This window comes from Acetobacter sp. P5B1, assembly GCF_018811985.1.
Lineage (GTDB): Bacteria > Pseudomonadota > Alphaproteobacteria > Acetobacterales > Acetobacteraceae > Acetobacter > Acetobacter cerevisiae.
Window position 1 is genome coordinate 151,073 of sequence record NZ_JACRVS010000002.1, and the last position, 18,109, is coordinate 169,181.

The 18,109-nt window shown below is 58.1% G+C and carries 19 protein-coding genes and 1 tRNA gene; 13 read left to right on the plus strand and 7 right to left on the minus strand.

The features are described from left to right. Nucleotides 1-12: 12 nt before the first annotated feature. Nucleotides 13-489 carry a hypothetical protein gene (locus KP703_RS02045; protein WP_215753649.1) on the minus strand — a complete coding sequence of 159 codons (477 nt, stop codon included), beginning with the start codon at nucleotides 487-489 and terminating at the stop codon, nucleotides 13-15. A 32-nt stretch (nucleotides 490-521) separates the two neighbouring features. Here KP703_RS02045 and prmC point away from each other — a divergent pair, with 32 nt between their 5' ends. Both prmC and KP703_RS02055 read left to right on the plus strand, forming a co-directional pair. Continuing rightward, complete coding sequence (gene prmC, locus KP703_RS02050) at nucleotides 522-1,409, plus strand: peptide chain release factor N(5)-glutamine methyltransferase (RefSeq protein ID WP_215753650.1); 888 nt, start codon at nucleotides 522-524, stop codon at nucleotides 1,407-1,409. A gap of 253 nt (nucleotides 1,410-1,662) precedes the next feature. Further along, on the plus strand, nucleotides 1,663-2,100 hold the full coding sequence (locus KP703_RS02055; protein ID WP_215753651.1) for a DUF4167 domain-containing protein: 438 nt from the start codon (nucleotides 1,663-1,665) through the stop codon (nucleotides 2,098-2,100). Nucleotides 2,101-2,341: 241 nt separating this feature from the next. Here the strand turns inward: KP703_RS02055 and KP703_RS02060 are convergent. Then, a tRNA-Met gene (locus KP703_RS02060) sits at nucleotides 2,342-2,416 on the minus strand. Between the two features lie 89 nt (nucleotides 2,417-2,505). Beyond that, complete coding sequence (locus KP703_RS02065; RefSeq protein ID WP_215753652.1) at nucleotides 2,506-2,964, minus strand: MlaD family protein; 459 nt, start codon at nucleotides 2,962-2,964, stop codon at nucleotides 2,506-2,508. Between the two features lie 129 nt (nucleotides 2,965-3,093). On the opposite strand from KP703_RS02065, the gene KP703_RS02070 reads away from it, so the two are divergent. Continuing rightward, complete coding sequence (locus tag KP703_RS02070; RefSeq protein WP_215753653.1) at nucleotides 3,094-3,942, plus strand: undecaprenyl-diphosphate phosphatase; 849 nt, start codon at nucleotides 3,094-3,096, stop codon at nucleotides 3,940-3,942. A gap of 100 nt (nucleotides 3,943-4,042) precedes the next feature. Continuing rightward, nucleotides 4,043-5,572 (plus strand): amino acid permease, encoded by a 1,530-nt coding sequence (locus tag KP703_RS02075; protein WP_215753654.1) that lies wholly within the window; start codon nucleotides 4,043-4,045, stop codon nucleotides 5,570-5,572. Nucleotides 5,573-5,602: 30 nt separating this feature from the next. Here KP703_RS02075 and KP703_RS02080 read toward each other — a convergent pair whose 3' ends face one another. Beyond that, complete coding sequence (locus KP703_RS02080; protein ID WP_215753655.1) at nucleotides 5,603-6,718, minus strand: ATP-grasp domain-containing protein; 1,116 nt, start codon at nucleotides 6,716-6,718, stop codon at nucleotides 5,603-5,605. Then, entirely contained in the window at nucleotides 6,715-7,290 is a 576-nt protein-coding gene (locus KP703_RS02085; RefSeq protein WP_062140169.1) for a DedA family protein, read from the minus strand. Before KP703_RS02085 ends, KP703_RS02080 begins: the two co-directional genes overlap by 4 nt. A gap of 220 nt (nucleotides 7,291-7,510) precedes the next feature. Here KP703_RS02085 and KP703_RS02090 point away from each other — a divergent pair, with 220 nt between their 5' ends. Genes KP703_RS02090 through KP703_RS02125 form a run of 8 tightly spaced genes read left to right on the plus strand, consistent with a single transcriptional unit; the run spans nucleotide 7,511 to nucleotide 15,372 of the window. After that, nucleotides 7,511-8,515 carry a lytic transglycosylase domain-containing protein gene (locus KP703_RS02090; protein WP_062251096.1) on the plus strand — a complete coding sequence of 335 codons (1,005 nt, stop codon included), beginning with the start codon at nucleotides 7,511-7,513 and terminating at the stop codon, nucleotides 8,513-8,515. After that, entirely contained in the window at nucleotides 8,512-9,393 is an 882-nt protein-coding gene (locus tag KP703_RS02095; RefSeq protein ID WP_062251097.1) for an RlpA-like double-psi beta-barrel domain-containing protein, read from the plus strand. Before KP703_RS02090 ends, KP703_RS02095 begins: the two co-directional genes overlap by 4 nt. A gap of 8 nt (nucleotides 9,394-9,401) precedes the next feature. Further along, the gene (locus KP703_RS02100) at nucleotides 9,402-10,619 is read left to right on the plus strand and encodes a D-alanyl-D-alanine carboxypeptidase family protein (RefSeq protein WP_215753656.1); all 1,218 of its coding nucleotides are present in this window, start codon (nucleotides 9,402-9,404) and stop codon (nucleotides 10,617-10,619) included. Nucleotides 10,620-10,622: 3 nt separating this feature from the next. After that, nucleotides 10,623-11,261, plus strand: a complete 639-nt coding sequence (gene tmk, locus KP703_RS02105) for a dTMP kinase (protein ID WP_061504854.1) — start codon at nucleotides 10,623-10,625, stop codon at nucleotides 11,259-11,261. A 4-nt stretch (nucleotides 11,262-11,265) separates the two neighbouring features. Further along, on the plus strand, nucleotides 11,266-12,213 hold the full coding sequence (locus KP703_RS02110; protein ID WP_215753657.1) for a DNA polymerase III subunit delta': 948 nt from the start codon (nucleotides 11,266-11,268) through the stop codon (nucleotides 12,211-12,213). Then, a complete protein-coding gene (metG, locus tag KP703_RS02115; protein ID WP_215753658.1) occupies nucleotides 12,210-13,751 on the plus strand; it encodes a methionine--tRNA ligase in 1,542 nt (513 codons plus the stop codon). The genes KP703_RS02110 and metG overlap by 4 nt, the downstream gene beginning before the upstream one ends. Nucleotides 13,752-13,762: 11 nt before the next feature. Further along, nucleotides 13,763-14,551: a TatD family hydrolase gene (locus KP703_RS02120; protein ID WP_215753659.1), complete on the plus strand. Its 789-nt coding sequence runs from the start codon at nucleotides 13,763-13,765 to the stop codon at nucleotides 14,549-14,551. Between the two features lie 17 nt (nucleotides 14,552-14,568). Then, nucleotides 14,569-15,372: an MBL fold metallo-hydrolase gene (locus KP703_RS02125; protein ID WP_215753660.1), complete on the plus strand. Its 804-nt coding sequence runs from the start codon at nucleotides 14,569-14,571 to the stop codon at nucleotides 15,370-15,372. 144 nt (nucleotides 15,373-15,516) lie between these two features. Here KP703_RS02125 and KP703_RS02130 read toward each other — a convergent pair whose 3' ends face one another. Beyond that, complete coding sequence (locus KP703_RS02130; protein ID WP_062140187.1) at nucleotides 15,517-16,395, minus strand: universal stress protein; 879 nt, start codon at nucleotides 16,393-16,395, stop codon at nucleotides 15,517-15,519. A gap of 63 nt (nucleotides 16,396-16,458) precedes the next feature. Beyond that, entirely contained in the window at nucleotides 16,459-17,094 is a 636-nt protein-coding gene (gene pdxH, locus KP703_RS02135) for a pyridoxamine 5'-phosphate oxidase (protein ID WP_062140451.1), read from the minus strand. Between the two features lie 168 nt (nucleotides 17,095-17,262). Here pdxH and fabI point away from each other — a divergent pair, with 168 nt between their 5' ends. Further along, on the plus strand, nucleotides 17,263-18,102 hold the full coding sequence (fabI, locus tag KP703_RS02140) for an enoyl-ACP reductase FabI (protein ID WP_061509200.1): 840 nt from the start codon (nucleotides 17,263-17,265) through the stop codon (nucleotides 18,100-18,102). Nucleotides 18,103-18,109 lie beyond the last annotated feature (7 nt).

Here is an 18,109-nt window from a genome sequence, read left to right on the forward strand (position 1 = left end):
CGTCCCGGTCTTTCAGCTAACCGGGGTTGCGCAGACGTTGGACTGGCCTGGGTGGTGTTCCGCTGCGTCCAGATCATCCGGGTCCTGCAGGAAAAACTCGGTAAAGTTATCGGACCCCAAAGCATAGAAATGATGATGATCGGGGTTGTGCAGGGTGCCGTCGCTATTCACCTCATGCGTTTCAACCCTGCCTTCCGGCGTGCGGATCGTAATCTCTCCACACAGGGTATAGGTGTGCTCAAGGCGGCCTGCGGGCGTGGTTACCCGAATGGTTTTTTCCGGGATCTGGTCATTTAGCCGGATGGTGGCTGCGAGTGTGCCATCAATATAAATGCGGGAGACTTCCGAGATTTCAGCACTGGCCTTGCCGTCCGTCACGGTAAATTCGCCAGCCAGCGCGGGGACTGCGGCAAGTGGCGCTGTGACAAGAGCAGCACAAACCGCTAAGGCCGTGCGGGAGATGGGGAGAATGCTGAAAAAACGCGTCATGGAACCCGAACCGCTGACAGGAAAGTACTCTTGTGACTAGAGCAGAAAACAACCAGACCGGCCAGACTCTGGAGCAACTGCTCGCTCTGGGCACGCAGCAGCTGGCCGAAGCCGGAATTGAGTCGCCCCGGCGTGAAGCCCGACTGTTGCTGACCTATGCTCTGGGGCTCACGCCGGAACAAATGCTTTCTCGTTCCCTGCGTGATCTGGTGCCGGAACAGCCCTTTCTTGCGTATCTGGCACGACGGGCGGCGCGGGAGCCTATGGCCTTTATTACCGGCAGCAAAGGCTTCTGGACGCTGGATCTGGCGGTTTCCCCCGCCACTCTGGTGCCGCGTGGCGATAGTGAAACGCTGCTGTCCTGCCTGCTGGATTATTGCCCGGAGGCACAAAGCCCGAAAGCCATGCTGGATCTGGGAACGGGCACTGGTTGCCTGTTGCTGGCCGCACTGGCGGAATATCCGCACTCCTGGGGAATTGGGGTGGATATCAACCCGGATGCGGCCGTGCTGGCGCAGGGGAATGCCCGGCGCTGCGGTCTGGCGGACAGGGCGCTCTTCATGGCCGGGGTGTGGGACAATGCTCTACAGGGGCAGCGCTTTGACGTGGTGCTGAGCAACCCGCCCTATATCCCTACAACCGATCTGGCGGAACTGATGCCGGAAGTGCGGCTGCATGAGCCTCTGGCCGCGCTGGATGGCGGAGATGACGGGATGGAAGCCTATCGGGTGCTCTGTGCCCGTATGCCGCATGTGCTGGCGCAGGATGGGGTAGCGATTTTTGAAATCGGGATCGGGCAGGGGGAGAGCCTGCGGGCTGTGGCGGCTGAGGCAGGGCTTGAGGTGCTGGAAATTCGTTCCGACTTTGGAGATGTGCCCAGAGCCGCAGTTTTGCGGGTCTGTCGTGAAATGAGCGCATAAAAAACAGGTTGGCTTTATGGCTGCTGATTGATAATATGCTGAAAGCTTATCCTTTTGGTAGCGATGGTCTTCTTTTAGCCGCTACCCGGACAAGCCATGGGGCTTTTTTACTCAGCAGCGGTTTTCTCTGCGCTGGACTAAGCCCGTTCCGAAAGACAATTCGGCCTTCAGTCAGGAAACGCGTCTTAACACAATAGTCTTGGACTGTTTCTTCATGCAGAACGCCATGAACAGGAAAGTGCTGCGATAGCTCATGAATGTAAAACGGATGCGAACCAGAAATCATCGCTCCAGCGGTGGGAGTGGTGGTACTTCCCGGCATCTGAATGGTCAGATCCCGATGAACCGGAACCATGTTTTTGATAGCCATGGACCGGATGTCCGTGTGCGTGGGACAGCCCAGCAGCTTTTTGAAAAATATCTTCAGCATGGTCGCGACGCGACAGGCGCGGGTGACCGTGTTGCCGCTGAAGCCTATTTTCAGCATGCCGAACATTATTTCCGTATCATGAACGCCATGGCGCAGGCTGCTCAGCAGAGCCAGCAGGAGCGTGCGGAACGTCAGGCAGCGCGTCAGAGCCGCCCGCAGATGAATGCAGGCGACGAGACTAACGACAGCCGTCAGGATGGTGATGACGCTCAGCCGCCACACGGCGAAGCCGAGCCTCAGCCGGAATTTTCTGAGCACTGAGAAAAAAAGACCATGTGCTTCAGCCCGCTTTGATGATGGGCTGAAGGGCAGGGCGTGATGTGTTCCATGCTGTTTTTGCGGCGTGGAAACAGCATTGCTGTAGCGACTGCGCGCAATGTGCAGTAGTTGCCAGCTCAGCTATTTTTAAAAAAGAAAAGACCGAACCCTTTAAAATCAGTCCGGCATATCGCGGGTAAGTCTAAAACTTACTGCGCCTAAACGCCTGATTTTTAAGGAAAGATGGTAGCGGCGGACGGATTTGAACCGCCGACCAAGGGATTATGATTCCCCTGCTCTACCGCTGAGCTACGCCGCCATCGTTCGGTGGAGGTGATCTACTATCGTGAGGGGGAGGCCGTCAAGACGTGAAGTCTGAATTTGTTACAAAAAATGTGCAGCCTCGTCTTACTGGCCGAGATTTCCACCGCCGAAGATATAATTGCTGACCTGCTGCTCCAGGCTGGATGGCTCGATCGTGTGGGTCATCATGGTGCCGGAGGCGACGGGGGTGTGAGATTTGCCTGGTTCGATAATCAGAGCATTATCGGATGAGAGCGTGCTGCTGCCGATTGTCAGCGTGCTGTCTTCCGGCAGTTTTAGTTCCGAATTCAGGCGGAAGCGCACAATGGCCATCTGGGAGACCGGGTCCAGCGCGACGGAAGAAACGCGGCCAACATTTACACCGGCGAGAGCCACATCCGCACCACGGTTCAGGCCATTGGCGGAGACAAAGCGGGCGGAGAGGTCATACCGATCCTGCCCCGGTGCTGTCTGGGTGGCGCGGGCATAGAGCGCAAACGCCAGAGTGCCAGCCAATACTGCGCCGCTAAAAATGCTCGCGCCTGCGCGGCCACGTCCAATCATGAGTGTAATCTCTCCATTTATCCTGCCGTGGCGTGGTGCGCCTGAGCCCATCAATGCTTGCAGCACGTACGCACATGGTGCAAGGACAACCTTCCTTCTTTGATACGGCCAAATCAGGGTTTGTTACGGATGTCTTTCATTCAGGCGATGATCATAGCGCTCCTGCAAGGGGCGACGGAGCTTTTTCCAGTCAGTAGTCTGGGGCATGCCGTCATTCTGCCTGCGCTGCTGCACTGGTCTTTTGACCAGCATGCTCCGGCATTCCTGCCATTTCTGGTCATGCTGCATCTCGGTACCTCCGTCGCATTGCTGATCTTTTTCTGGAAAGACTGGGCTGCTCTGGTCAAAGGGGCGCTGGGGCAGGCGGGGCAAAGCCTGCAGATGCAGAGCCTGCATATCCTGAGCCTTCTCGTGGTTGCGACCATTCCGGCAGTGATTATCGGCGGCCTGTTTGAGCATATGTTGCGCAGCCTTTTTGGCTCAGCCTCTGCCGCCGCAATTTTCCTGTTCCTGAATGGTTTCATGCTGCTTCTGGCGGAAAGACTGCGCGGTATTTCCGGGCGGACAGACGTGCGCACCGTGTCGGATATGACCTATAAAGATGCGGTGATTATTGGCCTGTTTCAGTGCATTGCATTCTTCCCCGGTTTCTCCCGCTCAGGGGCGACAATCTGCGGTGGCCTGCTGCGTGGCCTGCGGCATGATACAGCAGCCCGCTTTTCCTTTCTGATGGCCGAGCCCGTCATTATCGCTGCGACGGTGCGTGAGGCTTTCAAGCTGCGCTCCGAGCCGTTTGATCCGGCCCAGATGCATCTGGCGATGATCGCCGCTGTCGTGTCCGGCATCACTGCGCTGGCCAGCACGGCTTTCCTGATGCGGTATTTCCGTGACCATGATCGGTGGGCGCTGTCCCCGTTTGCCTATTATTGTATGGCGGCTGGCGCGATTGCGACCGTGATTTTTCATTTCTCTTCGTGAACGAATAACCTACGCTGTGCCGGGCGTAGGATAATACTGTAGTGGCAAGCCGGGCTGGATGATCAGGCCCGGTTTTTGGTTGGAGGTTACACAGGCTCTCATGGGGTTTTCATCCTGCCCGGACACAGGGCGGTCTCGTCGCAAATCACTTGAGAGAATTGAGCAGGAAAACGGTGCTCAACGGCTGAAGAGAACGCTGGGACCTGTGCAGCTCACCATGCTCGGGGTTGGTTCGACCATTGGGGCTGGCATTTATGTCATGACCGGTACGGCGGCTGCCAACTATGCCGGACCTTCCATTCTGCTCTCCTTTATTGTGGCAGGGCTGGCGTGTCTGTTTACCGCCCTGTCTTACGGTGAGCTGGCATCGGCCATGCCGGTTTCAGGCTCAGCTTACACCTATGCTTACATGTCCATGGGCGAGGCCTGCGCATGGGGTGTCGGGTGGCTGCTGCTGCTGGAATACGGTATTTCCTGCGCTGGCGTTGCAGCGGGCTTTTCCGGCTATGCCGTCAGTCTGCTTCAGGATTTTGGTATCCAGATCCCGCATGCGTTGACGACCACCAGTCTACAGGTGATTTTCGATAGTGCAGGGCGGCATATTTCCGGCGGCGGTCAGCTGGATCTGGTGGGAGCCTTTTCCATTCTTGTGGTGACAGGCCTGTTGATTCTGGGGGTTAAGGAATCTCTGCGGATCAATACTGCCATTGTCTTCCTGAAGGTTGGGGTACTGGCGGTCTTTGTAGGGGTTGGCCTCTGGCAAATTCATCCCGCTTACTGGACACCCTTTATCCCGCCGCATGAAGGCGGCTTCCGCTACGGTATTCCGGGGATCTTCCGGGCAGCGTCTATTATCTTTTTTGCCTATGTGGGGTTTGAGGCGGTTTCAACAGCCTCTTCCGAAGCGCGGAATCCCCGGCGGGATATTCCGGTCGGGATTATCCTCTCGCTGCTGATCTGCACAGCGGTCTACATGATTGTAGCGGCTGTGCTGATTGGGGTCGTGCCCTGGAAGCTGCTGGACGTAGCGGACCCTCTGGCGGTGGCAGTGAATGCCATGCATCAGCCCTGGCTGGCGTTTTTTGTAAAAATCGGCGCGGTGATTGGCCTGTGCTCCGTGCTGTTCGGGCTTTTGTATGCGCAGAGCCGCATCTTTTTTGCCATGGCAGAAGACGGCTTACTGATGCCGCTTTTCTGCAAGCTGCACCCGCGGTACTGCACGCCGTGGATCGGTACCATTCTGCTGGGTGTGGTGGTGGCTATTGCGACCGCGACGCTGCCGATTGATATCATTGGCGATCTTGTCAGTCTGGGCACAGCCACAGCCTTTGGGATTGTCTGTTTTACGGTGATCTGGATCCGCAATACGGCTCCGGACTTCCCGCGCACGTTCAGTGTGCCGGGAGGCGGCTTTACCGTGAAAGGGATCTGGATTGGGTATGCCCCGCTGCTGGGCATCCTGTTCTGCCTGGTCATGGCAGCGCCCCTGTTTGTCGACATGATTTTTGCGCTGTTTTCCGGGGACCCGGTGCCTGCCACTCTGCTGGCGGTTTATTGCGGGATCGGCTGGGCCAGTTACCGGTTTTATGGTCGTAAACATTCCCGGCTTGGGCGGGAACTGGCCGATTGAAAGTGTGGAGAGGCTGGTTAAGGCAGCCTCTTAGTCGTTCATGGGGTAGGAAGCCAGCAGGCGCTTCTGCCGCCGCCACAGGCGCACCCCGTGCCACAGGCCGCTGGATTTCCAGCCTTCCTTTTTCTTCTTGGCGCCGATACGGAATGTTTCACGGTAATGGTGGAACTGTGCCGCATAGGCTTCCCACAGGGTCGTGCTGGAATCCCAGATATGGGTTGCTTCCGAGCCGACACCGTTGATCTCGATAATCTCGAATTTTTCGCCCTGTTTGAGCGCCTCAACAGACTCGAATTTCACATCTACCCGACCAAAATGGAAATCGGGAATGTCCTGCATAATCTCATCCAGCCGATTGACCAGAGCCGGGGTGATATCCGCAGCGCCATTATGGAAAATGGCGCCTTTACAGTGGTTGCCAGCAAAAACGAGGTCGAGCGTTTCCCCTTGCTCCAGCACGTCATTCAGGCGGGCTTGCAGGCGAGGGGTGTAGATATGCAGCAACAGGCTGGTGCGTGGGTCTTGCTTGAGCAGGTCTAATACCGTGGAACGGCCGTCTCCCACCAGCGCTGGAATATCTTTGTAGGTAAGGGAAGAAATCTCACCGCGCGGGCTATCCGGATGGCGGATGTAGAAGAGGCCAGCTTCGTGCCGGTAAGGGATAAGACGCTGGAGGACGAGTTTGATACGGCGCGGGAAGGCTGCCAGAGCCGCCGTCAGTTCGGCTTCCGTGCGGGCCAGCTTCACGCCGGTGCCGTTGCAGCCAACGTCCGGCTTGACCACCACAGGAACGCTCAGACCTTTATCCGCTAAAGCAGCCAAAGCACGCTTTGTGTCGTCCGTGCCGGTGATGAGTGTGGTGTAGGGCGCAATCCACTGGGAGGCGACGCTACCCGCCATATCCAGAATGCCGCTTTTGCTCTCACCACACAGGCCGCCGGTTTCAATCCGCGGGTTGGCGGCCGTCGGGGTGCTGAAGTCTCCGTAACGGATACCCAGCAGGATCCAGTAAATGACAACGGGCGTATAGAACGCCCAGCCCGGCCAGAACTCAAAGCTGGACAGTGGAGAGCTGGGTTTGCTCCGGGCCTGTCCTGATGGAGTGGAAGCCCGATGAGGCTGAGACGATGTGGACAGCTGGGTCATTTTCCCTGCTTCTGAATGCGGGCGGCAATGCGACCCATAATGATAATGACCAGCACAAAGCCGAAGATACCGACCCAGCGCCAGGTTCCGAGATGGGCCAGCAGAAACCCACCGATGCGCAGCGATAGCGCAAAAAGGGCAGATGTCCAGATCATGGTGGCGAGAATGGTGGCCAGAGTGAAGGTGCGCAGACCTGCATTGAAAAACCCGCAGGCCGTATAGAGCGGCAGACGGGTGCCCGGCACAAAGCGACTGATAAACACCACCTTGAACAGTTTTTGGGTCAGCCACTGCCGCTGCACGTCCCGCTCCGGGGTTTCAATCCATCTGCGGGCAGGGGGCCAGCGCGCGGCCAGATAGCCCAGCCCGTATAGTCCGACATCTCCTGCAACAATTCCGACATAAAGCGCGATTAAAGCTGTGCCCGGCGCCAGTGTATGGAGCTTGACCTGTATGGCGGTAAGAACTGTGGCAGCATCTTCAAGAATAAAAGTAGCGATGATGACAATGAGAACCTGAAAAAGCGGCTGTGTTGTTGTCAACTCAAGAAAATGGTCCAGAGATCCGGGCATACAGAAAAAGGGTCCACAGGTCGGAGTGCGGGAGTGTCACAGGATGCGGGGAGAGAAGGAGTCTCCACACGCCCGAATGTCAAGCAATACAGCAGATACAAAGGCGCACGGAGTGCGAAACGTGCCGTATGGGTGTATCTGAGAGACAGACAAGATGTGGGAGGATAAAGTGACGTCCTGTCCCGCTGGTTTATGCGTGTAACAACAGGGCTGATACGGAATGCTGAGAAGACGATTTCTTGTGGGGGGGGCTGTGTCCGCCGCTGTGGCGACCCCGGCTTTTGCAAAAAGCAAAGTGACGCACGCCTCATCTTCTGCCGCTGAGCAGGGGAGCTATGCCGCGTTTCTTGCCGGTGTGCGGCGGGAAGCCATTAGCAAAGGCCTGTCCGCTTCTGTGGTGGACGACGCGCTGGCGTTAACGTCCGAACCCAACGCGAAGGTTTTGAAGGCAGACCGGCATCAGCCGGAATTCACCCTGACATGGGCGCAATACAAGGCGCGGGTGATTACCGATAAAAAGATTTCAGACGGGCAGGCGGCAGTTAACAAGCGCGAGGCGCTGCTGGGTAAGGTGAGCCAGCTTTATGGCGTGGATCGCGGTGTGATTGCCGGCATCTGGGGGCTCGAATCTGCTTACGGCACCAAAATGGGCACGTTCCATGTGGTCGATGCGCTTGCGACTCTGGCGTATGACGGACGCCGGGCCGCCTTTTTCCGCACGGAGCTGTTCAAGGCCCTGACTATTCTGGGGCAGGGCGACATCACGCCAGCGGGCATGCTGGGGAGCTACGCCGGGGCTATGGGGCAGCCGCAGTTCATGCCCAGTGCGTATGAGCAGTATGCTGCCAGCTTCCCCGCCGGTGGCCGGCGCGATATCTGGACTAATGAGGGCGATGTGTTTGCCTCTATTGCCAACTATCTGGCCAAATGCCACTGGATTGCCGGTCAGCCATGGGGTGAGGCTGTCGATGTGCCGGATTCCATTGATCAGGGGCAGATCGGGCGGACAATCGTGCGCCCGGTTTCCTACTGGGCAACGCAGGGTGTGCGGCCGCAAGCGGGCGGTGACTTTACCCATATGGGGCTGAGCGGCGCCATTATCCGGCCTGATGGCGTTGGGGGTGAAGCCTATATGGTGTACCACAATTTCAATGTCATCCGGCGGTATAATCCGTCTGATTTTTATGCTCTTGGTGTTGGTCTTCTGGGTAGTGCCGTGGCGTGAAAAAAGCCGTTCTTCTCTGTTGCGTTGGTATGGCGGCCTGTTCCAGACCGCAGCAGCCAGCGGTAAAGCCTGATGTGCATTATGTGGTCGGCCCTGCCTGGCAGGCTGGAGGCGCATGGGTGTATCCCCGAGAGGACTTTTCCTATCAGGCTAAGGGGCTGGCCGTGCGTCAGGTGGCATCCAACCAGCCGCTGACAACGGATGGAGAAGTGCGGAATCTGCTTTCCATGACGGGAAGCCATCCTACTCTGCAACTGCCTGCAGTTGTGACGGTCATCAATCTGGACAATGGGCGGGAAATTACCATCCGCGTGAATGATCGTGGTCCTGCGGAAGCCGGTCGCGTTCTGGGGCTTTCACCCAAAGCGGCTGATCTGCTTGGGGTGGGGGCAGAGCCTGCCCGGGTCCGGGTGGTGGAGGATGAAGTCACCAGTCGCCGGCTGGCGGAAGTGCTGCCGGGTGGCCCGATGTTGCAGATTAACACCGCCCCGCGGGAAGCCGTGAAGCAGACGGACCTTAATGGTTCGGCTGCGACCCTTCAAAATGCAGGTGTGTCCGCTCAGGCAGAGCCGCAGACTGCACCCGCAGGACAGATGACGACCCCAGCAGCCGTCCAGTTGCCGGAGCTTCCCGCGCAATGGCGGCAAGGGCAGCCTGAGGCGACGCAGCTCTGGGTTGAGACGGCAGATTTTACAGCGCGCGGGGCAGCAGCAAGGCTGGCCGCGCAGGATGGAGGCTCGGTCTGGCCTTCTTTCACACCACAAGGCAAGATGTGGGCTGTCCGACAAGGACCTTTTACGACTATAAGCGACGCGGATGCGGCCTTGAAGCGTGCACTCGCTGATGGCTTGACCGGATCTCATATCGTCGTCGAATAGGAAAGAACGTGCAAACTCGACGGTTTCTTCTCGCAGGGGGCGCAGCCCTCCTCTCAGGTAGTTATTCTCTGACTGCTTTTGCCCGTAAGCCAAAGGGAGCGCACCCGCATGCGGCTGCTCCTGCCGCTGCGGCGCCTCAGCCTGATGGAGTAGCGCAAACACCTGCGACCACGCCTGTCGGCCCGCTGGATACACTGGCGCGCTGGGCGTGTATTATTGACTATAAGAGTGGCGCAACCCTGCTTGAAAAAGCAGCGGACGAACGCATGCCTCCGTCTTCTCTGACTAAGATGATGACGGCTTATGTCACGTTCAGCATGCTCAAGGCTGGCCGCCTGCGGCTGGATCAGGCTCTGCCGGTGAGCGAACGCGCCTGGCGGATGCAGGGTTCCCGCATGTTCGTGCCGTTGGGGCAGAGCATTCCGGTGCAGGACCTTATTCAGGGCATGGTCATTCAGTCCGGCAACGATGCCTGTATCGTGCTGGCGGAAGGGATTTCCGGGTCTGAAGAACAGTTTGTCACGCTGATGAACGACATGGCGGGCAAGCTGGGGCTAACCAATTCCCACTTCATGAACGCCACGGGCTGGCCTGCAGAAAACCACTACATGACGGCCCGTGATGTCGCCTATCTGGCGCTGCGGCTGATCCATGATTTCCCGGAATACTACCATTATTTCTCGGAAAAAGAGTTCTTCTTCAACAAGATCCATCAGGCAAACCGCAACGCGCTGGTTGTTAAAGGTCTGGCTGACGGCCTGAAGACCGGCCACACGGATGCTGGTGGGTTTGGCCTGTGTGCATCGTCTGAACGTGAAGGCCGCCGGGTTATCATGGCCATTAACGGCCTGCCGACGGATGGGGCCCGTGCGCGTGAGGGTGAACGCCTGATGGGCTGGGCCTTTGCGAATTTCGAATCTGCGACCATCGTGTCCAAAGGCGATGTTCTGGAGCAGGCTCCCGTCTGGATGGGCACAAGCCAGACCGTGCCGCTGGTAGCCGCGCAGGACTTCACCATGATGCTGCCGCACGGCTGGCGGAATGGGACCCGCCTGTCTCTGGATTATCAGGGACCACTGGCAGCTCCCATTCAGCAGGGGCAGCCTGTCGGGCAGCTGACTGTTATGCTGCCGGGTGGCCGACAGGCGCTGGTGCCGGTGGTGGCCGGGCAGAGTGTGCCGGCTCTTGGTGTTCTGGGGCGTGCAGCGCGCCGTCTGCACCTCTGAGCCATGGCAAAGGGTCTGTTTGTTACACTGGAAGGCAGCGAGGGGGTGGGGAAATCTACCCAGCTCCGGCTGCTGCACTCTGCTCTGGCCTCTCTGGGGCATGATGTTCTGACCACGCGGGAGCCGGGAGGCTCTCCGGGGGCAGAAGATTTGCGGCAGCTTTTGCTGTTTGGTAAAAATCCGCTTTCCCTGCGGGCCGAGATCCTGACGCATTTTGCTGCCCGTGCTGACCATCTGGATCAGATGATCACGCCGGCGCTGGCCGAAGGGCAGATTGTGATCTGTGACCGGTTTACGGATTCCACCATGGCCTATCAGGGCTATGGGCGGGCGGAAGGCGAGCCGGATGTGCTTGATATGATCTCCCGCCTGCAAAGCCAGCTGGGGCGTGATCCGGATGTGACCTTTCTTCTGGAAGCACCGCGGGACGTAGCCCGGTTGCGGCTGGCTGCACGTGGTGCCCCGGTTGACCGGTATGAGCAGTCTGACGAGGCGTTTCATGCACGGGTCAGCGCCGGGTTCCGGGAAATTGCCCGGCAGAATACCGGGCGGATCCGCCGGCTGCAGACGGATGCACATTCAGCTGAAGAGATTAACAGTTTGATTGTGAAAGATATTCTTTCTCATATCGCGCAGGCTTGAGCCGGTGCAGGGTGACCCGCGTCAGGCTTCCCTGCATCTGTATGGACATGCAGAGCCCCTGCAGGCGTTTCGCAAGATTTTTGAGAGCGGGCGTCTGCCGCATGCCTGGCTGATTACCGGGCCGCCGGGGATTGGCAAGGCGACCTTTGCTTTCCGTCTTGCCCGGATGATTCTGGGCGGAGAAGAGCCGGAAAGTCCGGCAGGGCGGCGGGTTTCCGCTGCCACGCATGCGGACCTTCTGGTTGTTAGTCGCAGTTTTGATGAAAAAAAGCAGCGCTATCGCGGTGAGATCGTCGCGGACGAGGTTCGGCCTATCAATGCCTTTCTCCGCCGTACGGCGGCTGAAGGGGGCTGGCGCGTTGTGATTGTGGATGGCGCAGAATGGCTCAACCGGAGTGCCGCCAACGCGCTGCTGAAAATTCTGGAAGAACCGCCTCCAGCGGCTGTGCTGCTGCTGACATGCTCCGCACCGGGGCGTCTGCTGCCGACCATCCGGAGCCGGTGCCGCAGGCTGGAACTGGAGCCGCTGGACAGCATGGACATGATGGCCGTGTTGCGGGAGATCCAGCCCGAGGCCTCTGCTGAGGAAATCAGCCGCGTGCAGGCGGCTGCGCACGGTGCTCCCGGACGCGCTGCTGCCTTTCTGGCTGATCAGAATGGTCAGATTGCCAGTCTGGTAGAAGAAACCCTGAATGGGATTTCGGCTGCCCGAGGCTATGAAATTGCTGAAATCGTTCTCCGTAAGGATGGCGGTTTTAATTTATTTTTCAGTCTGTTATCAGATTTTCTTCAGGAACGTGCGCGTCAGGCTGCCCGGCAGGGGAATGCCGCCTGCGTTGCGCTGGCAGACGCATGGGAAGCGATCATGCGTCTTCAAAGCGAGACGGAACGCTTTAATCTCGATAAACAGGAAACACTTCTCGAAGCCATGACTATTGCGAGCATTGCATGACCCGCCCTTTCTACGTCACGACCCCGATTTATTATGTGAACGGCGCGCCGCACATCGGCCATGCCTACACCTCCGTTGCGGCGGATGTGCTCGCACGGTTCCATCGTCTGGCCGGAGATGATGTGTTTTTTCTGACCGGCACCGATGAGCATGGCCAGAAAGTGGAACAGGCGGCGCAGGCTGCAGGCGTGGAGCCGAAGGCGTTTGCAGACCGGGTGTCTGATGACTTCCGCAGTATGGCCGACGCCATGGCGATCTCCTACGATGACTATATCCGCACCACCGAGCCGCGCCACATCAAGGGTGCGCAGGCGCTATGGCAGAAAGTGGCGGAAAATGATGCCATTTATCTGGGCGCGTATGAGGGCTGGTATGCCCTGCGCGATGAATGCTTCTATGGCGAAGATGAGCTGATTGACGGGCCGAATGGCCAGAAAGTCGCCCCGACCGGTGCGCCTGTCGAATGGGTGAAGGAGCCGTCTTACTTCTTCCGCCTGTCTGATTTTCAGGATCGCCTGCTGGCCTATTATGAGGCGAACCCGGACTTCCTGGGCCCGCATGGCATGAAGCGGGAGATCGTCAGCTTTGTGAAGCAGGGGCTGCGGGATCTGTCTATCAGCCGCACCAGCTTTAACTGGGGCATCCCGGTGCCGGGTGACGACAAGCATGTGATGTATGTGTGGTTCGACGCGCTGGCGAACTATCTTAGCGCACTGGACTATCCTGATACATCAGCCCCGCGAGCCCGTTTCTGGCCTGCCAGCCAGCATCTGGTGGGGAAAGATATCGCGCGCTTCCATGCTATTTACTGGCCGGCTTTCCTGATGGCGGCTGGCATTGAACTGCCCAAGAAGATTTTTGCAAACGGCTGGTGGACTGTTGAAGGCCAGAAGATGAGCAAATCTCTGGGTAATGTGGTCGATCCGCGTGATCTGGTGAAAGAGTTCGGGCTGGATGCCGTGCGCTTCTTCCTGCTGCGGGAAGTGCCCTTTGGTGGTGATAGCGATCTCTCTCACAAGTCTCTGATTATGCGGAATAATATCGAGCTGGCGAATGATCTGGGTAATCTGGCCCAGCGCACGCTGTCTCTGGTGGCCCGCAACTGTGGGGGCGTTCTGCCGGAACGCCGCACGCTGACAGAAGAGGACACGCAGCTTCTGAACCACGTGGCGGTGCTGCCGGAACTGATGGCCAGCCAGATGGACCGGTGTGCCCTGACGGACGCGCTGGAAGATGTGTGGAAAGTCATCCGTGCCTGTAATGCCTATATCGACCATCAGGCCCCGTGGGCGCTCAAGAAGACCGACCCGGAACGGATGAGCGATGTGCTGCGCGTGCTGGTGGATGCCCTGCGCGGAATTGCCACCGTACTTCAGCCTTACATGCCGCAGAGCATGGACCGGATGCTGACCCAGCTTGGTGTGACGGAAGAGGAACGCACATTCGCGGCTCTGGAAACGCCGTTGCCGGGTGGCCGTCAGTTGCCAGCGCCGCAGGGAATTTTCCCACGTTATGTTGAAGCCGCTGACCCTGCGTGAATGAGACGAGTATGACTGGACTAATCGACTCCCATTGTCATCTGGATCACTACACGGATGAAGAACTGCCCGCTCTGCTGACGGCGGCCAAAGAGGCCGGCGTTGCCGGGATGGTAACCATCGGCACCCGTCTGGCTCGGGCCGATGAGCAGAAACGCCTGACGACGTTCAATACGCCGGATGTCCGGGTGTGGTGCACGGTCGGCACGCATCCGGACCATGTTGAAGAAGTGCCGGTGCCGGCAGTGGAAGAGATTGTCGCAATCGCTGATGCGCCGAATGTCGTTGGGATTGGCGAAAGTGGTCTGGATTATTTCCACGGAGCGGAAGAAGTCAGGCCGCTTCAGCAGGAGAGCTTCCGGCAGCATATTGGCGCCGCCCGTGCGCTGAATGTGCCCATTATTATCCACGCCCGGCAGGCCGATGAGGATGTGGCGCAGATTCTGCGGGACGAATCAGCCAAAGGCGCCTTTCCCATCCTGCTGCACTGCTTTGCCTCCAGTGTCGATCTGGCCCGGTGTGTGGTGGAGCTGGGCGGCTATGTCAGCTTTTCCGGGATTGCGACCTTCCCGAAATGCGGTGAATACCGCGAGGTTGCGCGGGACCTGCCGGCGGACCGTATTCTGGTAGAAACCGACTCCCCCTATCTGGCTCCTGTGCCACGCCGTGGAAAGCGGAATGAACCGGCCTATGTGGCCTATACGGCAGCCTGCCTTGCGCAGGAGCGTGGGCAGGATCTGGCCGATTTCACACAGATGACGACCGATAATTTTTTCCGTCTCTTCCGTAAGGCGGTCTGAGCAGAAAGACAGACGGTATGAAGGTGATAATTCTGGGGTGCGGCGGCTCCGCCGGTGTGCCCATGCTTGGCGGTGAAGACGGCCACGGCATCTGGGGACAGTGTGACCCGAAGGAACCCCGGAATATCCGTACCCGCGCTTCGATTTTCATTCAGATGGAAGATGGGGAAGGAATTCTGGTGGATACCGGGCCGGATATCCGTGCCCAGTTGCTGACGCACGGGATTAGCGCCTTCAAATCCATTTTCTACACCCACGCTCATGCCGACCATATTGCGGGGTTAGATGAGGTACGGGGGATTAACCGCGTGGTGAAGCAGCCGATTACGGCTTACGCCACGCCCTCCGTGCTGGAGGAAATCCAGACGCGCTTTAACTATGTGTTCCAGCCCTGGACCCCGCCCCATTTCTTTCGTGCCGTGGTTGAAGCGCATCCGGTGCCGTTACATGGGGATGTGGTGATGGGGGGCTACAAGGTCTCGCTGTTTGAGCAGAGCCACGGGCGTATCCCGTCATCGGGTCTGCGTTGTGGGGATTTTGCTTACAGCACAGATGTTGTGGAACTGCCCGAAGCCTCATTCGAGGTGCTGGCCGGGGTCGATACGTGGATTGTCGATTGCTTCCAGAAGGAGCCGCATAGCGCTCACGCCTGGCTGGACCGGGTGCTGGAATGGAAAGATCGTATCCAGCCGCGCCGCCTGATTCTGACCCATCTGGGGCCGGATATGGACTGGGCGTGGATGCAGGCCAATCTGCCGGACGGGGTAGAGGCTGCCTGCGACGGGCTGAGCTTTACGCTGCCTGACCCGGAAAAAGCCTGAGGACCGTTTGCGGTCGGCGTTTTGTAAGAGGGCTGGCTGCTATAAAATGGCAACGCTGAATAAAAATATCCCCCGGACTCTTATGCAGTCCGGGGGATATTTTTTTATCTACTGGTCGCTGTGAAGCCTGCTGAAATGCCGATTTTATCGGCTCATCAGCACCGTCAGATCGGCATGTTCCAAAATATAACGCGTCACGCCGCCCAGAATGAGCTGACGCAGGCGGGAGTGAGAATAAGCCCCCATGGCCAGCATATCCGCATCAAAATCGTGGCAGGCGGCCAGCAGGCCCTTGCCGACATCCCGGTCTACCGGCGGGAAATCGACAGAGTCGGCTTTAATACCGTGGAAAGAAAGATAGTCGATCACATCGCGCGCCTTGGGGCCGCGACGCTGATAATCCTCACAATGCAGAACCCGCACCGCTTCTGCCGTCTGAGCCCATGCCAGAGCGCCACGCAGGGCTGAAGAGGATTCAGCCGTGCCGTTCCAGCCAATGCAGACGCGCTTAATCATGCCTTTGGGGGGCGTGCGGGGCGCGATGACAACAGGGCGGCCACTATCAAACAGAACCGCATGCAGCGTTTCGGAAGACGAGACTTCCGCGCCTGAATCCGGATGCGGCACCAGTGTGAAGTCCGACAGACGGGCGTGAGAGGGGACAATCTCACTTTCCGCACCATTGATGATGTTGAAGCTGATGCTCGGCTTGTCCCACGGGAAAACCGAGTGAGGAGAAATCACTTCAATATCCGGGTGCGCCGCCACAAAGCGTTCAAACAGCGCACGCACTTCATGCGCATGGCGTGAGCTTTCATGCTCGGCGGTGCGCATCAGATCTTCTACCATCGCGCCGGACAGGCCTTCACCGGCCAGCGGCGCAATGTCTCGGCCGTCCGGGCGGACATGCAACACAGCCAGATGCGCGCCAAAGCGGCGGGCAAAATTGTAGCCCCGAATCAGCGCGGCTTCCCCATTGGAGGTGCTGACCATGGGGAGCAGGATTTTACGGACGTCTTTCATTGTTCTTGTTCTCCGCGTTGATAAGAATCGGGCTGGCCGACCGGTTGACCTGTTCCGTAAGAGTTATGGATATAAACGCGTGACATTCCAGTGGTTTCCGTCCCGCGTCCATGTTGCGCGATCATGCAGGCGGTAGGGTCTTTCCTGCCAGAACTCAAAACAGGTCGGTGTCACCCGGTAGCCAGACCAGTTTTCCGGACGCGGAATGAGATCCTGCCCTTCGTAACGGGCTTCCACATCCTTCAGGCGCTGCTCAAAAATCGCGCGGTCCGCCAGCGGGCGGGACTGATCAGACGCAACAGCCCCCATGCGGGAGATACGGCTCCGACTCGCAAAATAGGCATCGGCTTCTTCTGCGGTAACCGGGGTTACCGTGCCTTCAATCCGGATCTGCCGGCGCAGGCTCTTCCAGTGAAACAGCAAGGCGACATGCGGATTTTCCGCCAGTTCATTCCCCTTGCGGCTGTCGTGATTGGTGTAGAAAACAAACCCACGACGATCCATGCCCTTCAGCAGCACAATCCGGGCAGAAGGGTGGCCATTCGGCGTGCTGGTGGCAACGACCATGGCGTTTGGATCTGAGGGTTCGGTTTTTTCAGCCTCCTGCATCCATTCGGAAAACAGAGTGAACGGATCGGCCGCAAGGTCAATCAACGCTGGCGAGGAGGCCGGGGAGGGAGTGGAGGTCGATTCAGTCATACCCTGTTCTTTCAGCATCGAATAAAGCCGCTCTTCACGCTTTGTATCGAAAGGCAAGAATGGTTTGAAGCGTTACGCAAGCGCTTTGGTCTTGTTTAGCAGGCTGTGGTATGCGACCAACCGCTACAGTTTTTAGAGCACACTCAACAGACAGGTCGAGGTCACAGCATGTCTTCCAACAACACCACATTGCCCGCCCAGGGAACATTGATGCAGGGCAAAAAAGGTCTGGTAATGGGTGTTGCCAATGATCGTTCCATTGCCTGGGGGATTGCACAGGCGGTTGCGGCTCAGGGTGGTGAGATGGCGTTCACCTATCAGGGTGAAGCGCTGGGCAAGCGCGTCAAGCCGCTGGCTGAAAGCATTGGGGCCTCTCTGGTTCTGCCGTGTGACGTGACGGATGAGGCCGCTCTGGATGAGCTGTTTGCCACGCTGGAGAAAAAGTGGGGCAAGCTGGACTTTGTGGTGCATGCTATTGGCTGGGCCGATAAGCAGTTCCTGCGTGGGCGCTATGTCGATACCCCGCGTGAGGCTTTCCTGACAGCCATGGATATTTCCTGCTTCTCCTTTACCGCAGTGGCCCAGCGCGCTTCTGCCCTGATGAAGGATGGTGGTTCTCTGCTGACCCTGACCTATCTGGGCGCTGAACGCGTAATGCCGCATTACAATGTGATGGGTGTTGCCAAGGCTGCTCTGGAAGCATCTGTTCGTTACATGGCGGCAGATCTGGGACGTGATGGTATTCGCGTCAACGGTATTTCTGCCGGCCCCATCAAGACGCTGGCTGCCAGCGGCATTGGCGATTTCCGCTACATTCTGAAGTGGAACCAGTATAATGCACCGCTGGAACGCAACGTGGCTCTGGAAGAAGTGGGCGGGGCAGGGCTTTATATGCTCTCTGACCTGTCTTCCGGCGTGACGGGTGAAATTCATCACGTGGATTGCGGCTATAACATTGTGGGCATGAAAAACCCCACGGCTCCGGATATCTCTGTAGCAGGCGACTGAGGTTTAC